The organism is Gilliamella sp. Lep-s35, from assembly GCF_009795845.1.
Lineage (GTDB): Bacteria > Pseudomonadota > Gammaproteobacteria > Enterobacterales > Orbaceae > Gilliamella.
Genome location: NZ_WTEX01000014.1, coordinates 24,385 through 46,393 on the forward strand (window position 1 = coordinate 24,385; position 22,009 = coordinate 46,393).

Here is a 22,009-nt window from a genome sequence, read left to right on the forward strand (position 1 = left end):
TATGTTAAATTATTTTATTCGTCGACTGTTGCTGATTATTCCAACATTGTTTGTGATTTTGACTATCAACTTTTTTATTGTACAAGTTGCGCCAGGTGGACCCGTTGATCAGGCGCTTGCTATGATTGAAAACGGACCGCAAGCAGGGCAAGGGTTATTGCCGGGGAGTGGTGACTCGTCAATATCCGTACAGCAGTATAAAAACGAATCAAATTATCGAGGCTCTCGTGGGCTTGATCCCCAAGTTGTCGCAATGATAGAAAAACAATACGGCTTTGATAAACCAATATTTGAACGTTATATCGAAACACTAAAAAAATATATACGGTTTGATTTTGGTAACAGTTTTTTTAAAAGTGAATCGGTACTAGGTTTAATTGCCAAAAGTTTACCTGTTTCAATTTCATTGGGATTATGGAGTACTTTGCTTGTTTATCTCATTTCAATCCCGTTAGGCATTCGCAAAGCAGTGAAAGATGGTTCTGCATTTGATTTTTGGTCAAGTACCTTAATTATTATTGGCTATGCGATACCTGCTTTTTTATTGGCAGTTTTATTGATCGTATTATTTGCTGGTGATAGTTATTGGGATATTTTTCCTCTACGTGGGCTAATATCGAACCATTTTGATCAACTTGATTTTTGGGGAAAAGTAAAAGATTACGCATGGCACATCTGTTTGCCTACTATTGCAATGGTTATTGGCGGTTTTGCTTCGCTTACTATGCTGACTAAAAACGCATTTTTAGATGAAATACGCAAACAGTATGTAATAACCGCACGGGCTAAAGGATTAAGTGAAAGAAAAATTTTATATAAACATGTTTTTCGCAATGCAACATTACTGATTGTATCGGGCTTTCCTGCCACTTTTGTTGGTATTTTATTTACTGGTTCATTATTGATTGAAATTATCTTTTCGCTTAATGGGCTTGGTCTATTGGGGTATGAGGCAATTATTCAGCGTGATTACCCTGTGATTTTTGGGTCGCTTTATATTTTTACGTTGGTTGGACTTGTTACTAAACTGTTGTCTGATTTGACTTACATGATGATAGATCCACGCATTGACTTTGAGGCTCGTAACTAATGACCACTCATTATTCTATTAACCAACAACGTTGGCAAAGATTTAAACATAATCGCCGTGGTTATTATTCACTTTGGTTATTTATGATCTGTTTTGTGATTAGCTTATTTGCTGATTTTATTGTTAACGATAGACCTATCTTTATTAAATATCAGGGTAATTACTATTCGCCAATTTTTCATTTTTATCCAGAAACGGAATTTGGTGGCCAATTAGCCACGCAAACCAACTTTCTTGATCCTGCTGTGCAAAATAAAATAGAAGCTAATGGCTGGATTTTATGGCCACCGTTTCGCTATAGTTACGATACATTAATTTATGATACATCAAGCACTTTTCCAACGCCGCCTTCGGCATCACATTGGTTAGGCACCACCGATGCAGGTTTCGATGTATTAGCCAATATTTTATATGGTTTTCGCATATCTATGTTTTTTGCGATTTTCTTGACGATTTTCACTTCAATTATTGGTGTCATTTTTGGGGCAATACAAGGCTATTATGGAGGGAAAGTTGATCTAATCGGTCAACGTTTCATAGAAATATGGAGTGGGTTACCAGAGCTATTTGTTATTATTCTATTAGCCAGTATTTTACCGCTTAATTTCTGGTGGTTATTAGGTATTACCGTATTATTTGGTTGGATGGCTTTAGTAGGTGTAGTACGTACTGAATTTTTGCGTACTCGCAATTTTGATTATATTCGTGCAGCTAAAGCAATGGGAGTTAGTGACACTAAAATTATGTTTCGTCATATCTTGCCTAATGCCATGGTGGCAACATTAACCTTTCTACCTTTTATTCTTTGTGGTTCGATAACAACACTAACAGCGCTAGATTTTTTAGGTTTTGGTTTACCGATTGATTCGCCATCATTAGGACGATTATTATTACAAGGTAAAAATAATTTGCAAGCGCCTTGGCTGGGTATTAGTTCATTTTTAATTATTGCAACGTTACTTTCATTGCTCATATTTATTGGTGAAGCAGTAAGAGATGCGTTCGATCCAAACAAAGGAGTATATCGATGAGTTCTCCTTTATTATCAGTGCAGGATTTAAGTATCGCTTTTAAACGTGGAGTGCAAACTACATCACAAGTTGTAAGTCATGTTAACTTTGATCTTTATGAGCAAGAGACATTAGCTCTTGTCGGCGAGTCAGGCTCAGGAAAGAGTGTGACTGCGCTGTCTATCTTACGTCTGTTAAATAAAGATCAGGTGATTTATCCTACTGGCGATATTTTGTTTGAAGGAAAATCATTATTATATGCGCCAGATAAAGAACTTCGTAAAGTTCGTGGTAATGAAATTAGCATGATCTTTCAAGAGCCGATGGTATCATTAAATCCTCTACATACAGTTGAGAAGCAACTTTATGAAGTACTGGCGTTACATCGAGGAATGAGGCGTAACCAAGCTCGTGAAGAAATTTTACAATATCTTGATCGTGTAGGTATTAAGGAACCAAAAAGTAAATTATCAGCGTATCCTCATCAACTATCTGGTGGCGAAAGGCAGCGTGTAATGATTGCCATGGCGATTTTAACGCACCCTAAATTATTGATTGCTGATGAACCTACTACCGCTTTGGATGTATCTGTACAGGCGCAAATTATTCAGTTATTAAAAGAGCTAAAGAAAGAACTGAATATGAGCATGCTATTTATTTCACATAATCTTGGCATTGTGAAAAAGCTAGCTGATAAAGTCGCTGTGATGCAACAAGGCCAAATTGTCGAATACAATAATAAACAGCGTATCTTTTTACGTCCGCAGCATGAATATACTCAAACATTATTAAATTCCGAACCTACAGGCGACCCAGTACCGTTGCCAGATACACCGGGAATATTGCTTAATGTTAATCACCTTAATGTTGAAGTTATTGCTAAAAAACGTTTATTTTTCTGCCAAAAAAAGCAGATCATCAACAACATTGGCTTTGCTGTACACCAAGGTGAAACGGTTGGTATTGTAGGTGAGTCAGGATCGGGTAAAAGCACTACAGCATTAGCAATTTTACGGCTAATTAAATCGCAAGGTGATATTTTATTTGATAGTCATCCGATACAACATTTAAAGGCTAAAAAGCTGTTACCATTTCGTAGCCGAATTCAAGTGGTCTTTCAAGATCCATTTTCATCACTTAATCCACGTTTTAATGTTGAGCAGATTATTAGTGAAGGGTTAGTGACTCACAAAAAGCTAAGTAAAGAAGAGCGAGAACAAGCCGTAATTGATATTATGCAAGAAGTTGGTCTTGATCCCGAAATGCGTTATCGCTATCCAACTGAATTTTCGGGCGGTCAGCGTCAACGTATAGCAATTGCTCGCGCATTAATTTTACAACCCGAATTATTGATTTTAGATGAGCCAACCTCATCGTTAGATCACACTATTCAAAAACAGATTATTCATTTACTTAAATCGTTACAAGAAAAGCATCAACTTAGCTATTTATTTATTAGCCATGATTTAGCTTTGGTTTATTCTATGTGTCATCAAGTGGTGGTAATGAAAGAAGGGCAAATTATTGAACAAGGCACGCGTGAAAAGATTTTCTATTTTCCTGAAAACGAATATACTAAAACGTTACTTTCATTTTTAGATAAACGACCTCGTAAAAAAAATAAAACGTTTATACACCTAGATAAAATTGAAAAAACTGACAAAATAGAAATTGCAGAAAGATTTACTGATAAAGATAATACTCAACAAAAAAACCAACAAAATAAAAATTCAGACCTAGAAAAAAAGGTCAATTGGGATGATGCGCTGTTGATGCGTAAAAAATAAATTTATAAAACAATGATTTATATTATAAGTGATTTTGAATAAATCAATCTATTAAATAATTTAACAGGTTCATTATGCAAAAACCAATACTCACTTTTTTATTAACACCTTGTTTGTCGCTTATGTCGATAAATACGATGGCGCTAAATTGTAGCGGTAACCCGACTCAAAATACTATTGAAGCGAATAATTATATCTTTCAGATTCTTGATTATATTGACTCACCAATAAAAGGTATCAAGCAAGAGGTTAGAAGCTCAACGACCAAATTAGGTAGTGATTTAAATAGCACGACAGCTAAGCATATACTAACGTATGATCCCAATGGACTTATCACGCAAAGCCATTACGATCTTTATTCAGAAAAAAACATTCGGATTTATTCCGAACACCTACACAAAAATAAATCAGGCTGGGAAAATATCATTGAAGATGCAGAAGATAAAACCAATAGCATTATTCAATTTAATACCGATGAACAAGGCAAAATTGTAGTATCTCAGCAAACCAAAAAAGCAGCCGATTTTATTTTTGTTGAAACCGATAATTATATGTATGACACTAATAATTGCCTTATTAACAAAAATGTACAATGGCAACTAAAAGAAATTGATGAAAATGGGCAATACATAGGTACAGAACAAAAAGGGACATCAACCTATATGTTTGGATATCAAGAACAACAGTTAGCTAAAGTGCTGTATCAATTTAGTAACAATATGAAAAATGAAAGTAATTTTTTGTATCAATATGATAACGAGCATCATCGCTTAACTGCCATTGAATCTTCTTATTTGTCAGCAGGAAAAGAAGTCGTTCATTATGTCACTAAATTTTTAACTTTTAATGAAAAAAACGATTGGTTAACAGCAAGTAAAGTTAAAAATAACCAAGGCGGTAAACAAACAACTGTGACTCGAGAAGTGACTTATTATTAGATTTTAGCAATACAAAAAACGTTATTTGTTTAATAGCGTTTTTTGTATTTTGTCCATTTACTAAAAAACACCATCACATTCGAATAAACAATAGATAAATCGCATGCAATGTCCATGCTAATGCTAATCCAAATATCAGTACTTTTTCACGTTTTGGATGGATTTTATGTTCGTGCAAAATAGTTAAAATTTGTTGTAATCCAAACCAGACAGGTAATGAAATCGTCAAAAATAAAAAAATTTTACCAATTTCTGTGTTAGCTATTTTAATAATATAAGACCGCGTAATTACATCACCAAATGGAATCATAAATACCATAATGATTAGCACAATGGGAAAAAAAATAGCAGCCCATGTTCCACCAAGAAAAAACAAACTTTTTATTACTTTTCCATCTGTGTTTTTTGTTAGAATTTGTTGATTTTTCATTAATTCAATACCACTCATGTCAATACAAATAAAAATAACAAACTCGATACTGCAAATGTAACCACCCACAATCCAGCAATAACTAATAATGCATTAGATTTTTTATTAAACATTGCGCTAGAAATCGTTTTCGGGAGTAAATTAAACCAAACTATAGTATGGAAAACACTAATGAATAACGCAATACAATTTAGTGTAACAACAAAAGGGTTACGTAAAAAAAAGATAAAACGATAAAATTCATCTTGTCCAACAGCATTAGTGTACATACAAACTACACCATAGATTAAAACTAAACTTACCCAAATCATCGAAAAAGGAACTAATTTATGCATGATAGTAATTATAAAAGGGCACTTTACATTGGTTTGAGTAGCTTCAAGGGTATTATTGTTATCTTGTTGATTCATAAATATCTCTAGGTTGTATTATATTTTATGCGACTAATTATTATTTGGTAGGATTATTATTCAATCGGGTATTATAAGGATTAAACGGTTTTATGTCGCTAATTTATAGTGAGCCATAATATAGTTTTTTAAAACAGTAATGCTATGCAAAAAGTGCGTCAAATGTTAATTATTTGTAATGCTTGGACAATGAATAATAAAATAGACAATAAATAAAGTAAAAAAGAATTTTAATGTAGAGCTATTGTTATATCAATAAAAAGTAAATAAAAAAGAATAAAGATGTTGTTATAATATAATTTTATTAAAAAACTAACAATGCGTTACTCCTAAAACAATGCTAACAGATAGCCATCAGAAAAAGCTACAGAAATTAATGCTAAATGCTAGTCTAACTTACAATAAATAATCGCGTTGCAATACACAACAAGGTATTTTATATCAAATATTTGCTATCCGTATTTAGATATCTCAAGGAAATTTTGGGGTTAGGAATAATTTACCAACGTCTTAATCTCAGGTCAAAAAGTCTTATTTGTACAAATATTTAATTTTATTAAATAAATATTAAGGTGTAATCTAGGAATGTCGTTAAAAATGTAAATGAGAAGGAGATTAATAAAAATAATATTCTCTAGCATCATTTCAAAATTAAATGAATATTTTTATTTATTGATTTTTCATGGTCAACATAATTAAAACAACTAAAAAAAATAAAAACCATAAAATTTTATTATTTAAATTCAAAGAGAAATTGTTATAAAGTATACAACTTGAGCAAACTAACCAATAATTATACCTATCCTATTAAGTTGTAATCTGAAGCATACAGCTTAAGTACTTAGGAATAATAAAATCTAAGATGAGAAAATCATGAATAACCAATACTCCTCAATGCGAAGTAATGTCAATATGCTAGGTACTTTATTAGGCAATGCAATCAAACGAGCCACTGGTAATGAGACCTTTGATTTAGTTGAAAAAATAAGAAAATTATCGAAGTTGGCTCAAAAAGGAAATACACAAGCACATCATGAACTACTAAATTTAATTGAAAATCTCAATGATGATGATTTATTGCATGTTGCACGCGCATTTAATCAGTTTTTGAATTTAGTTAATACGGCTGCTGAGTATTATGGTATTTCGCCCCATGGTGAAGCATCTAGTAGTCCTAAAAAAATGACTGAATTATTCAGTACACTAAAAAACCTTAACTTTTCCAAAGAAACGATTACAAACGCAATTAACGAACTATCCATTGAATTGGTATTGACAGCTCATCCAACAGAAATCAATCGCCGAACAATGATCAATACTTATACGGCTATTAACAGTTGTTTATCCCAACTCGATCATAATGATTTAGCCGACTATGAAATAGAACGGATCATGCGTCGCTTAAAACAGCTAGTTTGTCAGGCATGGTATACCGATGAAATCCGAAAAAAACGCCCAACGCCAATTGATGAAGCAAAATGGGGATTTTCAGTTATTGAAGATAGCTTATGGGAAGGCGTGCCCCTATTTTTGCGAGAACTCAATGACCAGTTAGTTGATGCTTTTGATGAACAATTATCGGTTGATCATGTGCCAGTCAAATTCACCTCATGGATGGGCGGAGATCGTGATGGAAACCCTAATGTAACAGCAAAAGTCACAGAAAAAGTAATGCTACAAGCTAGATTAAAAGCTATTGAATTATTTTTAGCTGATATTCAAATACTTGTTCGTGAACTTTCGATGACAGAATGCAACGAATCGGTTATTGAACTATTAGATGAAAGTAATAAGACCGTTTCTGAACCTTATCGCGCAGTAATGAAACAATTACGAGCACGCTTAATTAAAACTCACAATTATATTGAAGCATTGCTAAATAATGAACGAGTATTACCTCCTAGTGATATTTTAATTAAAAATCAACAACTATGGACACCACTTTATATCTGTTATGAATCATTAATTGATAATGGCATGTCAATCATAGCCCATGGACCATTACTTGACACATTACGACGTATAAAAAGTTTCGGCTTACAATTGGTTAGATTAGATATCCGTCAAGACAGTTCAGTCCACACAGAAGTCTTAGACGCATTAACCAAAGAACTTAATTTAGGTAGCTATGCCCAATGGTCAGAAGAAGAAAAACAAACCTTTTTATTAACTGAATTACAGTCTAATCGGCCATTACTCCCATATAACTGGCAACCAACTGAAATGGTTCAAGAAGTTTTAGATACTTGTCGCGTTATCAAAAAAGCAGGAGAAGAATCAATTGCTTCTTATGTAATATCAATGGCTAAAGCGCCTTCTGATGTTTTAGCCGTTTACTTATTATTGAAAATCGTTGATTGCCAAAAAAATATTCCAGTTGCACCATTATTTGAAACATTAGAAGACTTAAACAATGCTAAATTGGTTATGCAAAAGTTACTGGATATTCCTTGGTATCGCGATAAAATTCGCGGCAAACAGATGGTGATGATAGGCTATTCTGATTCGGCTAAAGATGCCGGTACACTTGCGGCATCTTGGGCACAGTATCGCTCACAAGAAGAATTAGTTAACTTATTTGAAAAATATAATACTAATTTGGTGCTATTCCATGGACGAGGAGGATCAATTGGTCGCGGAGGAGCACCTGCACATGCTGCGCTACTTTCACAACCACCAGGTTCATTAAAAGGTGGACTTAGAGTTACCGAGCAAGGCGAAATGATTCGTTTTAAACTTGGTCTACCTGAAGTTGCTCTCAGCAGTTTAATGCTTTATACATCAGCAATTTTACAAGCTAATTTATTGCCACCGCCAGCACCAAAACAAGAATGGCGCGATATCATGGACGAAATGTCTGAAATTTCATGCAACTGTTATCGTAGTTATGTACGTGAACGAACTGAATTTGTTGATTATTTTAGAGCAGTAACTCCTGAGGCTGAATTAGGTAGGTTACCACTAGGTTCAAGACCACAAAAACGTCGAACAGGTGGAGGGATAGAAAGTTTACGTGCTATTCCATGGATTTTTGCTTGGACACAAAACCGTTTAATGGTGCCATCTTGGCTTGGTGCGGGTAACGCTCTTAGAGCAGTTATTGAAAAAGGTAAAAAAGATCTTCTTAAAGAAATGTATCATAATTGGCCTTTTTTTAATGCTCGTTTAGGTATGCTTGAAATGGTTTACGCCAAAGCGGCACCAAATATACACGAATATTACGAACAGCGTTTAGTTGATCAAGCTTTATGGCCATTAGGCGAAGAGTTAAGAAACTTATTAACCAAAGATATCAATACCGTGCTAACAATTACTGATGATATCAGTTTAATGGCTGATTTACCTTGGATAGCAAAATCAGTCGCTTTACGTAATATTTATATTGAGCCATTAAATTTGTTACAAGTAGAACTATTAAGCCGCTCACGAAAACATAGCAATGATGAAAATATCATCGTAGAACAAGGACTTATGATTACTATTTCAGGGATTGCGGCAGGTATGCGAAACTCTGGTTAAAAATAAAAAAGGCACCGTAGTCCCCTCAGATTGATGACAAAGAACTCGCTTTTTGGCGAGTTCTTTGATCTAATAGAGAAGGGTCCATTATTAAAAGGAATTCTTCTATGCTAAAAAAACAACTCGAGCGACACTGTAACTGTCCCCCAAAATAGCACAACAAAAAAGTAGAAAATTCTCTATGATAAAAGTAAAGGGGATTTAATTATGAAAAAAATAACTGAACACCAAATTGTATCGATATTAAAAGAAGCAGAAGCGGGTATTCCCGTTAAAGAGCTTTGCCGTAAATATGGCATGGGTAATTCAACTTTCTATAAATGGCGGGAAAAATACGGCGGAATGGAAAGCTCAGATATCAAACCTATCAATGGAATCATAAACGGGTGTATCGGGTGTATTGCCAATTAAAGCTTAATCTCAGGATAAAGCGTAAACAGCGCATTCCTCCACGAAGCCCGGAAAGGTTATTAGTCACCAATAAGCAAGGTGAATGTTGGTCAATGGATTTTATGAGTGACAGCAGTCAAAATCAACGCCGCTTTAGGACATTCAATGTGATAGATGATTTTAATCGTGAGGCGTTAGGTATTGATATTGCGGTCAGTTTACCTGAGGTAGAATCATTCGTTATCTGGATAAACTCGCTCAATACCATGGTTATCCGTTAAAAATACGGGTCGATAATGGGCCTGAATTTACTGGAAAAACGTTTACTAATTGGGCAAAATCACATGGTATTACTATTGATTATATTGAGCCTGGTAGCCCATATCAAAACGGCTATATTGAACGATTTAACCGGACTTATCGAACCGAGGTGTTAGATTTATATCTTTTTAACAACCTAGAGCAAGCAAGGAGAATGACTGAAGAATGGCTAACCATTTATAATACCGAAAGACCGCATGAGGCACTAAATAATATGACGCCGATTGAATTTAAAACACAAAAACAGGCAGCGTAATTTTCTATGTGGGTTTTGTGCTAAAAATGGGGTATTTACACATATGGCTCTACAAAACCAAAAATCTCTCCGTCCCTGTTATCCGGAGGAAATTCATAATAAACAACTTTTTTATTATATACATACACAACTGTATTAAAGAATTCTTGAGTTATTCCATATTTCCTTTTAGGTCTTTCTATTGAAATAGAACATGATAAATAATAACAGAATAATGAGATAAATGGGATAAATGGGATAATACTGTAATGTATATACATAAAAAAACAAAATTAACGCCCTATCACAGACAAGCGATAATCGCTGATATCATCAAGAAAAATCACCGTTACTAATTTGGCTAAAGGCGATAACAAAACCTACCTACGTGAAATGCGACAAGTTGATACCAAAGGTTTTCCTTTACTTAAAAAGCAAACCAAACAGCAAACGAGAGAATATTTATTTGTTGGTATTAAACATGATTTTTTTAGGTTTTTTACATAAACGTAGTGCGTTCCTGAAAGTTTTTAACGAAAATGGCGCTGTTTTTATTTTTTAGCTAAAATTTTTGTTTAGATAAACTGCGTGATAACCGGCGTATCAAGCAAAAATAGACAAAATACTTTATGTGTTTTTAGTGAATGAGTTTAACCATGAAGTGTAAACAGCTCGGTGTTTTTCTACAGAACTCGCCAAAAAGCGAGTTCCTTGTCATCAATCTGTAACCGCTTTATGGCAGTTTTATGTTTATTGATGTTTTACAATAAAACAGCAGTGAATTTTTTTATTGCGTTTAAAATCAAGCGATAGCGTTTTATTGGTAATTTCTTGATAGGTTAGCCCTAGGTTTTGCATACCAATACTATCCATTTTAAAACCACGCTTATTATTCGAAAAGATAATCGTTCCATTAGGGCGTAACAAGCGTTTTAAATCGGTCATCAATTTTAAGTGATCACGCTGAACATCAAAGGTATCGTTCATCCGTTTTGAGTTTGAAAATGTCGGCGGATCGATAAAAATTAAATCGAATTGCTCATCAGCCTGAGATAAATAGAGCAAACAATCCGCCTGAATTAATCGATGTTTTTTACCTGTTAAACTATTTTGTTTTAAATTACGATCAGCCCATTCCAAATAGGTGCGAGACATATCGACTGTGGTGGTTGATTTTGCTCCGCCAAGTCCAGCATAAACCGTTGCACTACCTGTATAGGCAAATAGGTTTAAAAAGTCTTTACCTGCACTCATTTCACCAATCATTTTTCGTGCTAAGCGATGATCTAAAAACAATCCTGTATCTAAATAATCGGTCACATTAACCCAAAATGTGGTTTGTCGTTGATTAATGGGAAATTCGTGCACTAGGAAATAGTCCTGTTTTTGTCCTAGTTTTTGGTATTGCTGTTTGCCTTTTTGTTTTTCACGGGTTTTTAGTACTAACTGATCGGCGGTAAGCTCAAGCACTGACATGGTGGCGTTAATAATATCAAAAAGCCGTTGGCGAGTTTTTTGTGGATCGATGTTTTTCGGTGCTGCGTATTCTTGCATCACTATTTTATCTTTATAACGATCGATAGCGACATTGTATTCAGGCAAATCTGCATCATAAAGCCGATAGCATTCCAGTTGTTCTTGAGCAGCCCACTTTTCTAACTTTTGTTTATTTTTGCGTAATCGGTTAGCAAAATCCGCAGCAGGAATAGTGGAATTTGTGATTGCTTCTTCAGTATTACGCTTAGCAATGACATAATTTTTTTGTATACAGTCGAGAAGACCATTTTTTGCTTTGAATTGCCTTTCTGCTCTCATTTGTAAGCAATCTAACAACTGTGGCGCGCCACTAAATAATGATAATCGCCATCCACCAAAATTTTGTTTGACTTGTCGACCAAGTGCCGTATGCAAAGCTATAAGCGCAGGTTCGCTTTCTAAGCGTTCTCCATAAGGTGGATTACTGATGATCATGCCTACCGTTTCAGTTGACAATGGATTGGTCAGTTGTGTCACATCTTGCATCGAAAATGTAATTAAATCCCCCACACCTGCTTGAAGAGCATTTTGTTTAGCTCGTTCAAGTACCGTCGCATTATTATCATAACCGATAAATGCAGTGTTTGTTTTAGATACGTTATGTTTTGCGGTGAAAAGCAATTCGTTCCACAATGTCGGGTTAAAGCCTTTCCAAGCAAAAAATCCCCACTGTTTACGATGTAAACCGGGTGGGATTTGTGATGCCATCATTGCCGCTTCAATTAGTAATGTACCTGAACCACACATCGGATCGAGCAATGGCTCATTTATTTTCCAACCAGAACGCATAATAATAGCAGCAGCTAAGCTCTCTTTTAGTGGGGCTTTCCCTGTTTGCTCTCGATAACCACGCTCATGTAAACTATTACCACTTAGATCTAAAGATAGTGTGACACGGTTTTTATTTAAATAAGCATGAAGCCGAATATCGGAGTCTTGTTTTGCTACATTAGGACGTTCATTAGTATGACGTAAAAAGTGATCGACAATCGCATCTTTGATCTTTAGCGCACCATATTGACTATTAAGGATAAATTCGTTTACGCCAACAAAATTAATCACGAAAGAGTTATCAACAGCAAAAATATCTGGCCATTTAATATTAAACACACAAGAGTACAGATCCAAATCGCTATAGATGTCGAACTCGGCAATAGGTAGTAAAATGCGAGATGCCAAACGCGACCATAATAATGATTGATATAGCGTTTTTTCATCGGCATCAAAATAAACACCACCTTGCGCAATTTTACAATTAATTGCACCAATTTGTTCTAACTCTTTTTTTAATAACTCTTCAAACCCACGAGACGTGCTGGCAAATAGCGTTTTCATGCATAACTCACTTAACAATAAAATTGCTGGCATTATACCGACTAATTGCAATAGTGGGAAATAAAGGCTGATATTAGTTAGATGAATATTGGGTTAGTTTATTAATAATCAGAAAAGTTTGGGGGTAATGAGAATTAATGTTAGTTTAGTAGAAGAATTAGAATGTAATTTACCAAAACAAAAAAGATAAAGGTAGGCACTGTGTAATATTTTAAGGAGTAGTTACAGTTAGATTTATATCTTTTTAACAACCTAGAGCAAGCAAGGAGAATGACTGAAGAATGGCTAACCATTTATAATACAGAAAGACCACATGAGGCACTAAATAATATGACGCTGATTGAATTTAAAACACGAAAACAAGCAGCGTAATTTTCTATGTGGGTTTTGTGCTAAAAATGGGGTATTTACAAATTCTGTCCGTTATTGTCACGGTGTACACAGAGTAAAAATACACAGAAATTCATCACACGCCATATCTGGGAAGCAGATAAAGAGAAAGCCAATGAGATTCGTTTAAGTCAGTGGGGTAAAAAAGTCTATGCTCGGCGAAAACATACCGTAGAGCACAGGTTCAAATGCAGTGTTTATTGGCCACAACGGCACAAAATATTAAGAAAATAGCGATAAAGCTATTTTTGTTACGTTTTTTAGGCCATTTTTTAATTTATTTAATAAAATCCAAATTAAAAATCCTGTTTATGGTTTAAATAAAAAATAAACCCCGAATTATATCGAGGTTTGTCATCAATCTGAAAACCTCTCATTTGAGAGGTTTTTAATTTAATAAACTTAAAGGCTTTTTATTGCGGTATACTGCTCTTGCAGTTTTGCTTTATCGTCAATATAACCTTGTTGTTTTTCCTTTTCTTTAGCGACCACAGCGGCTGGTGCTTTATCAACAAAGCTTACGTTAGATAGTTTGTTTTCAATACGGGAAATTTCGCCATTAATTCGCTCAATTTCTTTTTCTAAACGCGCAAGTTCGTTTTCTTTATTAATTAATCCAGCCATTGGGATAAGCAATTCAGCACCATCCACTAGTTTAGTGACAGATAATGGCCCTGCTTCACCTTCATCAAGTAAAACAATTTCGGATAATCTTGCTAGTGATTCAATAAAGTTGATATTATCACTAATAATTCGATGTACCGTTGGCGAGGCCTTTCTAATTAGTAATTGTAATGGCTTACTTGGTGCAATATTCATTTCTGCACGAATATTTCGCACTGCAATTACCACCTCTTTTATCCAATTAATATCTGCTACTGCTTCGTCATTTACATGTTGTTTATCAAAAGCAGGCATTGGCTGTAACATAATAGTGTCAGCAGTTATGTGCATTAATCCTTTTACATTTTGCCAAATTTCTTCGGTAATAAATGGAATAATTGGATGAGCTAAGCGTAATAGCGCCTCTAATACTGTCACTAATGTATGACGAGCTGCACGTTGCTGTGATTGTTCGCCATTGGCTAAAATCGATTTGGTTAGTTCTAAATACCAGTCACAAAATTGGTTCCAAGTAAATTCATATAAAATATTTGCAGCTAAATCAAATCGGTAGGTATCAAATGCTTCACGATAAGATTTAACAGTTTGGTTAAATTCTGCTAAAACCCATTTATCAGCAAGAGAATAATCTAAATCTCCGCCATTAAATCCGCAATCGTGTCCCTCTGTATTCATTAACACATAACGGCTAGCATTCCAAAGTTTGTTACAGAAGTTTCGATAACCTTCTAATCGTTTTAGATCCCAATTGATATCTCGCCCTGTCGATGCTAAGGCAGCTAACGTAAAGCGTAATGCATCAGTACCATGAGCCTCAATGCCATTAGGAAATTGCTTTTGAGTTCGTTTAGCGATTTTTTCAGCTAATTGAGGTTGCATCATATTGCCCGTGCGTTTTTCTAATAATGCAGGCAGTGAGATGCCATCAATCATATCTAAAGGATCAATTACATTTCCTTTAGATTTTGACATTTTCTGCCCTTCTTCATCACGAATTAGACCTGTGACATACACCGTTTTAAATGGCACTTGCGGTTTTCCATGTTCATCTTTTATAAAATGCATAGTCATCATGATCATTCTGGCAACCCAGAAGAAAATGATGTCAAAACCGGTCACTAGCACATTCGTTGGATGAAACGTGGTTAAGTCGTCAGTATTTTCTGGCCAACCTAACGTTGAAAATGTCCAAAGCGCAGACGAGAACCAAGTATCAAGCACATCTTCATCTTGCTCTAACTCAATATCATTTGACAAATTATTTTCACGCCGTACTTCAGCTTCATCACGCCCCACATATACATTACCTTGTTTATCATACCAAGCAGGAATACGGTGTCCCCACCATAATTGACGCGAAATACACCAATCTTGGATATCATTCATCCAAGAAAAATACATGTTTTCATACTGTTTTGGTACAAATTGGATATCACCATTTTTTACAGCATCGATCGCAGGCTCGGCAAGCACTTTTGCACGCACATACCATTGATCAGTTAGCATAGGTTCAATAACAACGCCACCACGATCACCATAAGGAACAGTTAAATCATGAGGTTCAATTTTTTCTAAAATACCTAGTGATTCACATTCTGCCACAACCGCTTTACGGGCAGCAAAACGCTCTAGATTTTGGAATTGAGCAGGAATAGTAGGTTCGTAAGCATCACTTGGTTCACCATTAGTATCAAACACTTCAGCTTGCTGACGAATATCACCATCAAAGGTTAAGATATTGATCATCGGTAATTGATGACGTCGCCCTACCTCATAGTCATTAAAATCATGAGCTGGCGTAATTTTTACGCACCCAGTACCTTTTGTCATATCAGCATGTTCATCACCAACAATAGGAATACGGCGATTAACAAACGGTAATATCACGTATTGACCAATCAAATCTTTATAGCGAGGATCTTCAGGATTCACCGCAACCCCTGTATCCCCAAATAAGGTTTCAGGACGAGTGGTTGCCACCACTAAATAATCTTTACCATCGGCTGTTTTAGCTCCATCTGCTAATGGATAACGCAAATGCCACATTGAGCCTTTAACTTCTCGGTTTTCGACCTCAAGATCTGAAATCGCTGTGCGTAATTTAGGGTCCCAATTAACTAAACGTTTGCCGCGATAGATAAGGTTTTCTTGATATAGTCGAACAAATACTTCTTTCACCGCATTTGATAGACCTTCATCCATGGTAAATCGTTCACGATCCCAATCAACTGAATCCCCTAAACGACGCATTTGCTTTGTAATGCTGCCACCTGACTCAGCTTTCCATTGCCAGATTTTTTCGATAAACGCATCACGACCATAATCATGACGAGTTTTGTTTTCTTCAGCGGCAATTTTACGCTCTACCACCATTTGCGTGGCAATACCAGCATGATCGGTTCCTGATTGCCAAAGGGTATTATGCCCTTGCATACGGTGATAACGAATTAAGGCATCCATAATAGTTTGTTGAAATGCATGCCCCATATGTAAACTCCCAGTTACATTTGGTGGTGGAATAGCAATACAATAACTTGGCTGTGATTTGTCACCATTAGGCTTAAAGTATCCGCTTTCTTCCCAATGTTGATAAATGGGTTGTTCAATTTCGTGTGGATTATAAGTTGTGTTTTTCATAATTAAAGCATCAATCCTGATCTAGGGCATAATAGAAAATAGCGTTTATTCTACAGTAAAATAGAAAAACAATAAATTAGCAGAACGATAATCTAAGTGGATTTAATTTATCTTTGACGATCTTATGTAAATATTGATAGTGATGAGTTCAAAATTCACCGTTTTAAAGTTAAAACGGTGAATTAAAAAAGCCAAATTATATGGTTAAAACAATCATTATTTTAATAGTCTCAGTAGGAAAAAATAGCTTTTATCTACTACTATGTTGATAAATAAAATTATCAATCAATCGAGTTTTACCTATATACACGGCTAATGCACATAAGCTGTCTTGCTCAAGAGAGTCTACTGCTTTTAAGGTAGTTAAATCAACAAACTCAATATAGTCAATTTTAGCTAGCGATTGTTTTGCTATTACGTTATGCATAGCTTGGGTTATTGTAGCCACTGACTTTTCGCCTTGCTTAATTTGGTCTTTAGCACATTCAATAGCCTGATATAAACAAACTGCAGCTGCACGTTCAACGTCTGATAAATAGCTATTACGAGAGCTTTTGGCTAAACCGTCCGCTTCACGCACAATTGGGCAACCTATAATATCAACATTAAAGTTTAAATCATCAACCATACGTTTAATCACCGCAAGTTGTTGAGCATCTTTTTGACCAAAATAAGCACGATCAGGTTGTGTGATATTAAATAATTTAGTTACTACCGTGCACACACCTTTGAAATGACCGGGTCTTCTTTTGCCACAAAGCGCATCGGTTAAATCATTAACATCAACATAGCTATTGAAGTTAGCATCATACATTTCATTCGCTGATGGGCAAAAAATAAGATCGACCCCCATCTGCTCGCAGGCGATTTTATCTCGCTCAAGATCTCGAGGATAGCTAGCAAGATCCTCTGAAGGGCCGAACTGTATCGGATTAACAAAAATAGTAACAATAACTTTTTGATTATCTTTTTTAGCAGCTACCATTAAACTTTGGTGGCCTTCATGCAAATAGCCCATAGTTGGCACAAGTCCAACACTGCAACCAGCTTGACGCCAAGCTTTAACTTGCTGACGCACTTGTTCAATAGTTGTTACAACCTTCATTTTAGTTACCTTTTATGCCCTATTGAAAACTCAGATTTAAGTTTTACCATTATTTCGTTATCAATTGCAAACTCATGCTCTGAAGCAGGAAATTGCTGTTCCTTCACTTCTTCACAATACTCAGAAAATGCTTTTTTCATTTGATCACCAATTGGTGCAAAAGATTTAACAAATTTTGATGAAACACCATCATACATAGACAACATATCTTGATAAACAAGCACCTGCCCATCACAACCAGCCCCTGCACCAATACCAATAGTTGGAATACTAACTAATTCAGAAATATATTTAGCTAAATCGGCTGGAACACATTCAAGCAATATTGCAACCGCCCCCGCTTGCTCAACAGCTAATGCATCAAGAATAATATTTTTAGCATGCTGATATTCTTTACCTTGAACTTTATAACCACCTAAAGCAAGCACTGATTGAGGCATTAATCCAATGTGCGCAATAACAGGAATAGATGCTTGTGTGATCATTTTAATATGCTCACAAAACGCTTGTCCCCCTTCAAGTTTAATGGCTTGCGCTTGTCCTTCTTTAACTAAACGTCCAGCATTAAAAACAGCATCGTATACCGAAGTGTGATAAGACATAAAAGGTAAATCTGTGACTACAAAAGCCGTTTTAGCTGCTCTTGCAACGGCTTTAGAATGGTGAATCATATCTTCCATAGTTACCGATACAGTACTATCATAGCCTAGCATCACCATGCCTAAAGAATCACCAACTAACAAACAATCTACACCACTTTCGTCCATCAATTTGGCAGTTGTGTAATCATATGCTGTTAACATAGTAATTTTTTGTTTATTTTGTTTACGTTTTTGTAGTGTAAGGATAGTGTTTTTCAAGGTAACAGCTCCAATTCTAATTGTCGATAGTCCTTATTTGGATGTTTTTTACGACTAAGATTAACTAAAATTGAGGATAATTGCTTATACAACGGTTTAATATCCGTTGGTATGACAGCTAAATGCTCTTTTATTGTTTCAACATCAGCACGCTCAATCGGACCAGTTAAAGCGGCAATTGTCCCCTCTTTGCAAAGGTTTTTTGCATTATCTAAAAATAATCTATGCCAAGCGTGCTGACTAAATTCAGTATCAAGCGCACATTTTGTAAACAAGTCACTTCCTATTTGAGCTAATGCGATAACCTGATTGCTAAGCATTACACAAGCCGCATGATAAAGAGGCTTTTTATCAGCCGACAGTATCGCTATAGGGTTTTTCAATGGTTTTAAAAATCGTTGTAATTGGGAAATAGCTTGTTTATTTGCCTCAAGCGTAAAAAACACTTTTGACATGGCATGATAACAATCAAACCGATCATATATTGCATATAAAGGATGCAAAGAAAATGCAAAAGGATGAACCTCTTGATGAGATATAAATACGTTTGATGTTAATAATCCGCTACAATGACCAATCCATTTATTACTAATAGGTAACTGGCAAAGTGATTGCCAAACAACGGCTATTTGATGATCTGGTACTGTCAAAAACAGACAATCACAATCTTTCACCAGCTCGTTTAACGTTGAATATGCCTGACTTTGAGTAAATTCACTTGCGACTTGGGCTTGCTCGTAAGATCGACTATAAAACCCAGCGACCTGCATACCACACAAAGAAAAATACTTAGCTAAAGTGCACCCTACTTTACCAGCACCAATAAAACCAATCATCATAATGATTTACATTTTTTATAATTGACTAATTATAGCTAAAAAAACAAAAACCAACCACTAATCAAGTCAAATTAATGGTTGGATTTTTTTTAAGATTAGTTTTTGTTTAAATATGCCCAAGCGTATTGTGCATAAAATTCTGCGCCAACAGTCATACCGTCTTCATCAACGTTAAAACAACCATGATGATGTGGCCATTGAGTATCTTTATCAGGATTGCCAGAACCAACTAATGCAAATGCACCGGGAATGTTTTCAGTATAATAACTAAAATCTTCACCACCTGTTGTTGGAGCTTCAAAATAAAGTGCATCTTTACCAAAAGATTCAACAATCACATCTTGAGCAAGCAAAGCACTTTCTTTATCATTAATGACAGGTAAAGTACCATAAATGTATTCAACTTCAGCCGTTGCGCGATACATTGCCGCAACTTGATTTGCATAACGACGGATCGCAGCTTCAATTTTGTCTCGCACTGCGATATTAAAACAACGAACAGTACCTTCCAAAACAGCGTTTTCAGCAATAACATTAAAACGCGTTCCTACATCCATTCGTCCAATTGTCACAACCGCAGGATCAAGTGGTGCTATTTCACGAGAAACAATAGACTGCACATTCATAACAAATGCCGAAGCAACCATTACCGCATCGACAGTGTCATGAGGCATAGAACCATGCCCACCCTTGCCTTTAAACCTAACTGTTAACAAATCAGCTGACGCAAAACTCGAACCGACGACACAAGATACTTTGCCGACAGGCATTAGCGCCCAAATATGCATACCAAAAGCACTATCAACACCGTCTAATACGCCTTGTTTTATCATACCTTTAGCTCCTTGAGCTACTTCTTCAGCAGGTTGAAAAACAAGTCTTACATTACCTTTTAATTGATCACGAATAGCCCAAAGTGCTTTTGCTGCAGTTAATAACATTGCAGCATGAGTATCATGACCACACGCATGCATTTTGCCATCGATAGTTGATTTATAATCGATATTTTGGCTTAACTCTTGTACGGGTAAAGCATCAATATCCGCTCTAAGCAAAATTCTTTTACCGGGTTTGCCACCTTCGATATCAGCAATAATTCCAGTTGGCTCAGTTCGGCGATAAGGAATACCGATTTTATCTAACTCTTCTGCTATTTTATCGGTAGTTCTAAATTCCTCCCATGGTAATTCTGGATGTTTATGCAAATCACGACGAAAGGCTACCATTTCACTGATATTTTGTTTAATTAGCGTTTTTATATTCTGATTTATCATTTTTCTACCTTTAAATTTTAATTTATTTCGTCATATTAATGACCAACAATCATACTAACCATTATGCCAGCTAAAATAACTGAAACAATTGTCACAGAAATAAAACCACCAATTAACATTGGTGCTAACATGTGGCTTGTGAGTACCTCTTTTTCTTTTGGATCTTTGGTTAAATGATTAATCACTTCGTTAGTAATAATATAATCTGCTGGAAATCCATATAATGCAGTAAGAGCAATCGAAAATGCCATTTCAGTACTTACTTTCAGTAACTTACCGACAACTATTGAAAAAATAAACATACCAATAACCGCCGCCAAAATAAACACAACTAAAGGCGTAACAAGGCGAAGTAGCATTTCTGGTGTAGCACGATTTAATGTATCAAAAACAAATAACATCAGTCCCATTACGGCTAAACCAAATCCACCCGCTTTTTTTAATGGATGGCGCTCTAAAAAGCCGAATGAAGAAGCTATAACACCAAATAGCAAACAGAGTACAAACGCATTTATTGTTATAACCGGTTTTAAAAGTTCAGACACGCTGTAAGCTAAAAAGCCGACAATAGCAATGCGCAAAAAAATGAAATAAGAAGAATTATATTGAGTAGGAATTTTTGCAAATAAACGAGGCATCGGGTTTTCATCAGTTAAGGCATCATCATGTTTATCTAAATTGGATTTTGCTTCAACACCTGACTTCCAAGTACCCTCATGATATTGTTTTAGAACTCTTTTACCTTCACGTTTAAGCATAATTGAAGTAAGAGGATAACCAATAAAACCTTGCATTATATAAATAATAATAGCAAAAACCGCCAGATCAGCTAATCCCGCGTCGGTTGCCCCTTTAGCCATAATAATTGCCGAAACAATACCACCAACCAAAGGCGGAATAGCAATAATAGTAGTGTTAAAATCGAAAAACAGATAACCAACCAAAGAGGCAAAAATAACAATACCTGCAATACCTGAAAGCGAAATTAAAATGGTTTTCCATTGACGTAATAACTCTTTTACCGATAATAACGTCCCCATATTAACAATCAATAAATACATAAACATGATGGCAACAACGGGGGGAATACCTGCTCTAGCTACAATATCAGCAGGAAAGAAGGTCCAATAACCAATTAAAAAAAGTATTGCACAAACAAAAACAGAAGGGATCCAAGCTTTAGTACGCGTTGAAACGATATCGCCAATATAAAGAATTATCAGCAACAACACTAACGCAAGCATTTGTGGCATATTGTTCATTGTTGACATAAAAATCT

Annotated in this window: 14 protein-coding genes and 3 pseudogenes; 8 read left to right on the top strand and 9 right to left on the bottom strand. The window is 35.4% G+C overall.

What is annotated here, in order from left to right; genetic code table 11:
* The first annotated feature begins 1 nt into the window (after position 1).
* From GQ590_RS07600 to GQ590_RS07615, 4 genes are all read left to right on the top strand, one after another.
* Positions 2-1,090, top strand: coding sequence for a microcin C ABC transporter permease YejB (locus GQ590_RS07600; protein ID WP_160407771.1), 1,089 nt, complete (start codon positions 2-4; stop codon positions 1,088-1,090).
* Positions 1,090-2,121 carry an ABC transporter permease gene (locus GQ590_RS07605; protein WP_160407769.1) on the top strand — a complete coding sequence of 344 codons (1,032 nt, stop codon included), beginning with the start codon at positions 1,090-1,092 and terminating at the stop codon, positions 2,119-2,121. Before GQ590_RS07600 ends, GQ590_RS07605 begins: the two co-directional genes overlap by 1 nt.
* On the top strand, positions 2,118-3,887 hold the full coding sequence (yejF, locus tag GQ590_RS07610; protein WP_160407767.1) for a microcin C ABC transporter ATP-binding protein YejF: 1,770 nt from the start codon (positions 2,118-2,120) through the stop codon (positions 3,885-3,887). The genes GQ590_RS07605 and yejF overlap by 4 nt, the downstream gene beginning before the upstream one ends.
* Before the next feature lie 74 nt (positions 3,888-3,961).
* Positions 3,962-4,825, top strand: coding sequence for a hypothetical protein (locus tag GQ590_RS07615; RefSeq protein ID WP_160407765.1), 864 nt, complete (start codon positions 3,962-3,964; stop codon positions 4,823-4,825).
* A 73-nt stretch (positions 4,826-4,898) separates the two neighbouring features.
* Here the strand turns inward: GQ590_RS07615 and frdD are convergent, their stop codons facing one another.
* A complete protein-coding gene (frdD, locus tag GQ590_RS07620; RefSeq protein ID WP_160407763.1) occupies positions 4,899-5,255 on the bottom strand; it encodes a fumarate reductase subunit FrdD in 357 nt (118 codons plus the stop codon).
* 14 nt (positions 5,256-5,269) lie between these two features.
* Entirely contained in the window at positions 5,270-5,665 is a 396-nt protein-coding gene (locus GQ590_RS07625; RefSeq protein WP_160407761.1) for a hypothetical protein, read from the bottom strand.
* An 873-nt stretch (positions 5,666-6,538) separates the two neighbouring features.
* On the opposite strand from GQ590_RS07625, the gene ppc reads away from it, so the two are divergent.
* Both ppc and GQ590_RS07635 read left to right on the top strand, forming a co-directional pair.
* Positions 6,539-9,184 (top strand): phosphoenolpyruvate carboxylase, encoded by a 2,646-nt coding sequence (gene ppc, locus GQ590_RS07630; protein WP_160407759.1) that lies wholly within the window; start codon positions 6,539-6,541, stop codon positions 9,182-9,184.
* Between the two features lie 207 nt (positions 9,185-9,391).
* Positions 9,392-10,151 (top strand): annotated as a pseudogene (locus GQ590_RS07635) (IS3 family transposase).
* A gap of 729 nt (positions 10,152-10,880) precedes the next feature.
* Here the strand turns inward: GQ590_RS07635 and rlmKL are convergent.
* On the bottom strand, positions 10,881-13,001 hold the full coding sequence (rlmKL, locus tag GQ590_RS07640) for a bifunctional 23S rRNA (guanine(2069)-N(7))-methyltransferase RlmK/23S rRNA (guanine(2445)-N(2))-methyltransferase RlmL (RefSeq protein ID WP_160407757.1): 2,121 nt from the start codon (positions 12,999-13,001) through the stop codon (positions 10,881-10,883).
* Positions 13,002-13,229: 228 nt separating this feature from the next.
* Between rlmKL and GQ590_RS07645 the strand changes: the two are divergent.
* Together GQ590_RS07645 and GQ590_RS07650 are read left to right on the top strand one after the other, a co-directional pair.
* Positions 13,230-13,373, top strand: a pseudogene (locus GQ590_RS07645) (integrase core domain-containing protein); the annotation flags it as partial.
* Between the two features lie 45 nt (positions 13,374-13,418).
* Positions 13,419-13,630: pseudogene (locus tag GQ590_RS07650) on the top strand (transposase); the annotation flags it as partial.
* A gap of 163 nt (positions 13,631-13,793) precedes the next feature.
* Here the strand turns inward: GQ590_RS07650 and GQ590_RS07655 are convergent.
* From GQ590_RS07655 to GQ590_RS07680, 6 genes are all read right to left on the bottom strand, one after another.
* Complete coding sequence (locus tag GQ590_RS07655; RefSeq protein WP_160407755.1) at positions 13,794-16,652, bottom strand: valine--tRNA ligase; 2,859 nt, start codon at positions 16,650-16,652, stop codon at positions 13,794-13,796.
* Between the two features lie 250 nt (positions 16,653-16,902).
* Positions 16,903-17,757, bottom strand: coding sequence for a pantoate--beta-alanine ligase (gene panC, locus GQ590_RS07660; RefSeq protein WP_160407753.1), 855 nt, complete (start codon positions 17,755-17,757; stop codon positions 16,903-16,905).
* A gap of 5 nt (positions 17,758-17,762) precedes the next feature.
* Positions 17,763-18,617, bottom strand: a complete 855-nt coding sequence (panB, locus tag GQ590_RS07665) for a 3-methyl-2-oxobutanoate hydroxymethyltransferase (protein WP_160407751.1) — start codon at positions 18,615-18,617, stop codon at positions 17,763-17,765.
* Positions 18,614-19,456 (bottom strand): Rossmann-like and DUF2520 domain-containing protein, encoded by an 843-nt coding sequence (locus tag GQ590_RS07670; RefSeq protein ID WP_160407749.1) that lies wholly within the window; start codon positions 19,454-19,456, stop codon positions 18,614-18,616. Before GQ590_RS07670 ends, panB begins: the two co-directional genes overlap by 4 nt.
* A gap of 95 nt (positions 19,457-19,551) precedes the next feature.
* The gene (locus GQ590_RS07675) at positions 19,552-20,730 is read right to left on the bottom strand and encodes a M20 family metallopeptidase (protein ID WP_160407747.1); all 1,179 of its coding nucleotides are present in this window, start codon (positions 20,728-20,730) and stop codon (positions 19,552-19,554) included.
* Between the two features lie 35 nt (positions 20,731-20,765).
* Positions 20,766-21,983, bottom strand: coding sequence for a hypothetical protein (locus GQ590_RS07680; RefSeq protein WP_160407805.1), 1,218 nt, complete (start codon positions 21,981-21,983; stop codon positions 20,766-20,768).
* Positions 21,984-22,009: the final 26 nt, after the last annotated feature.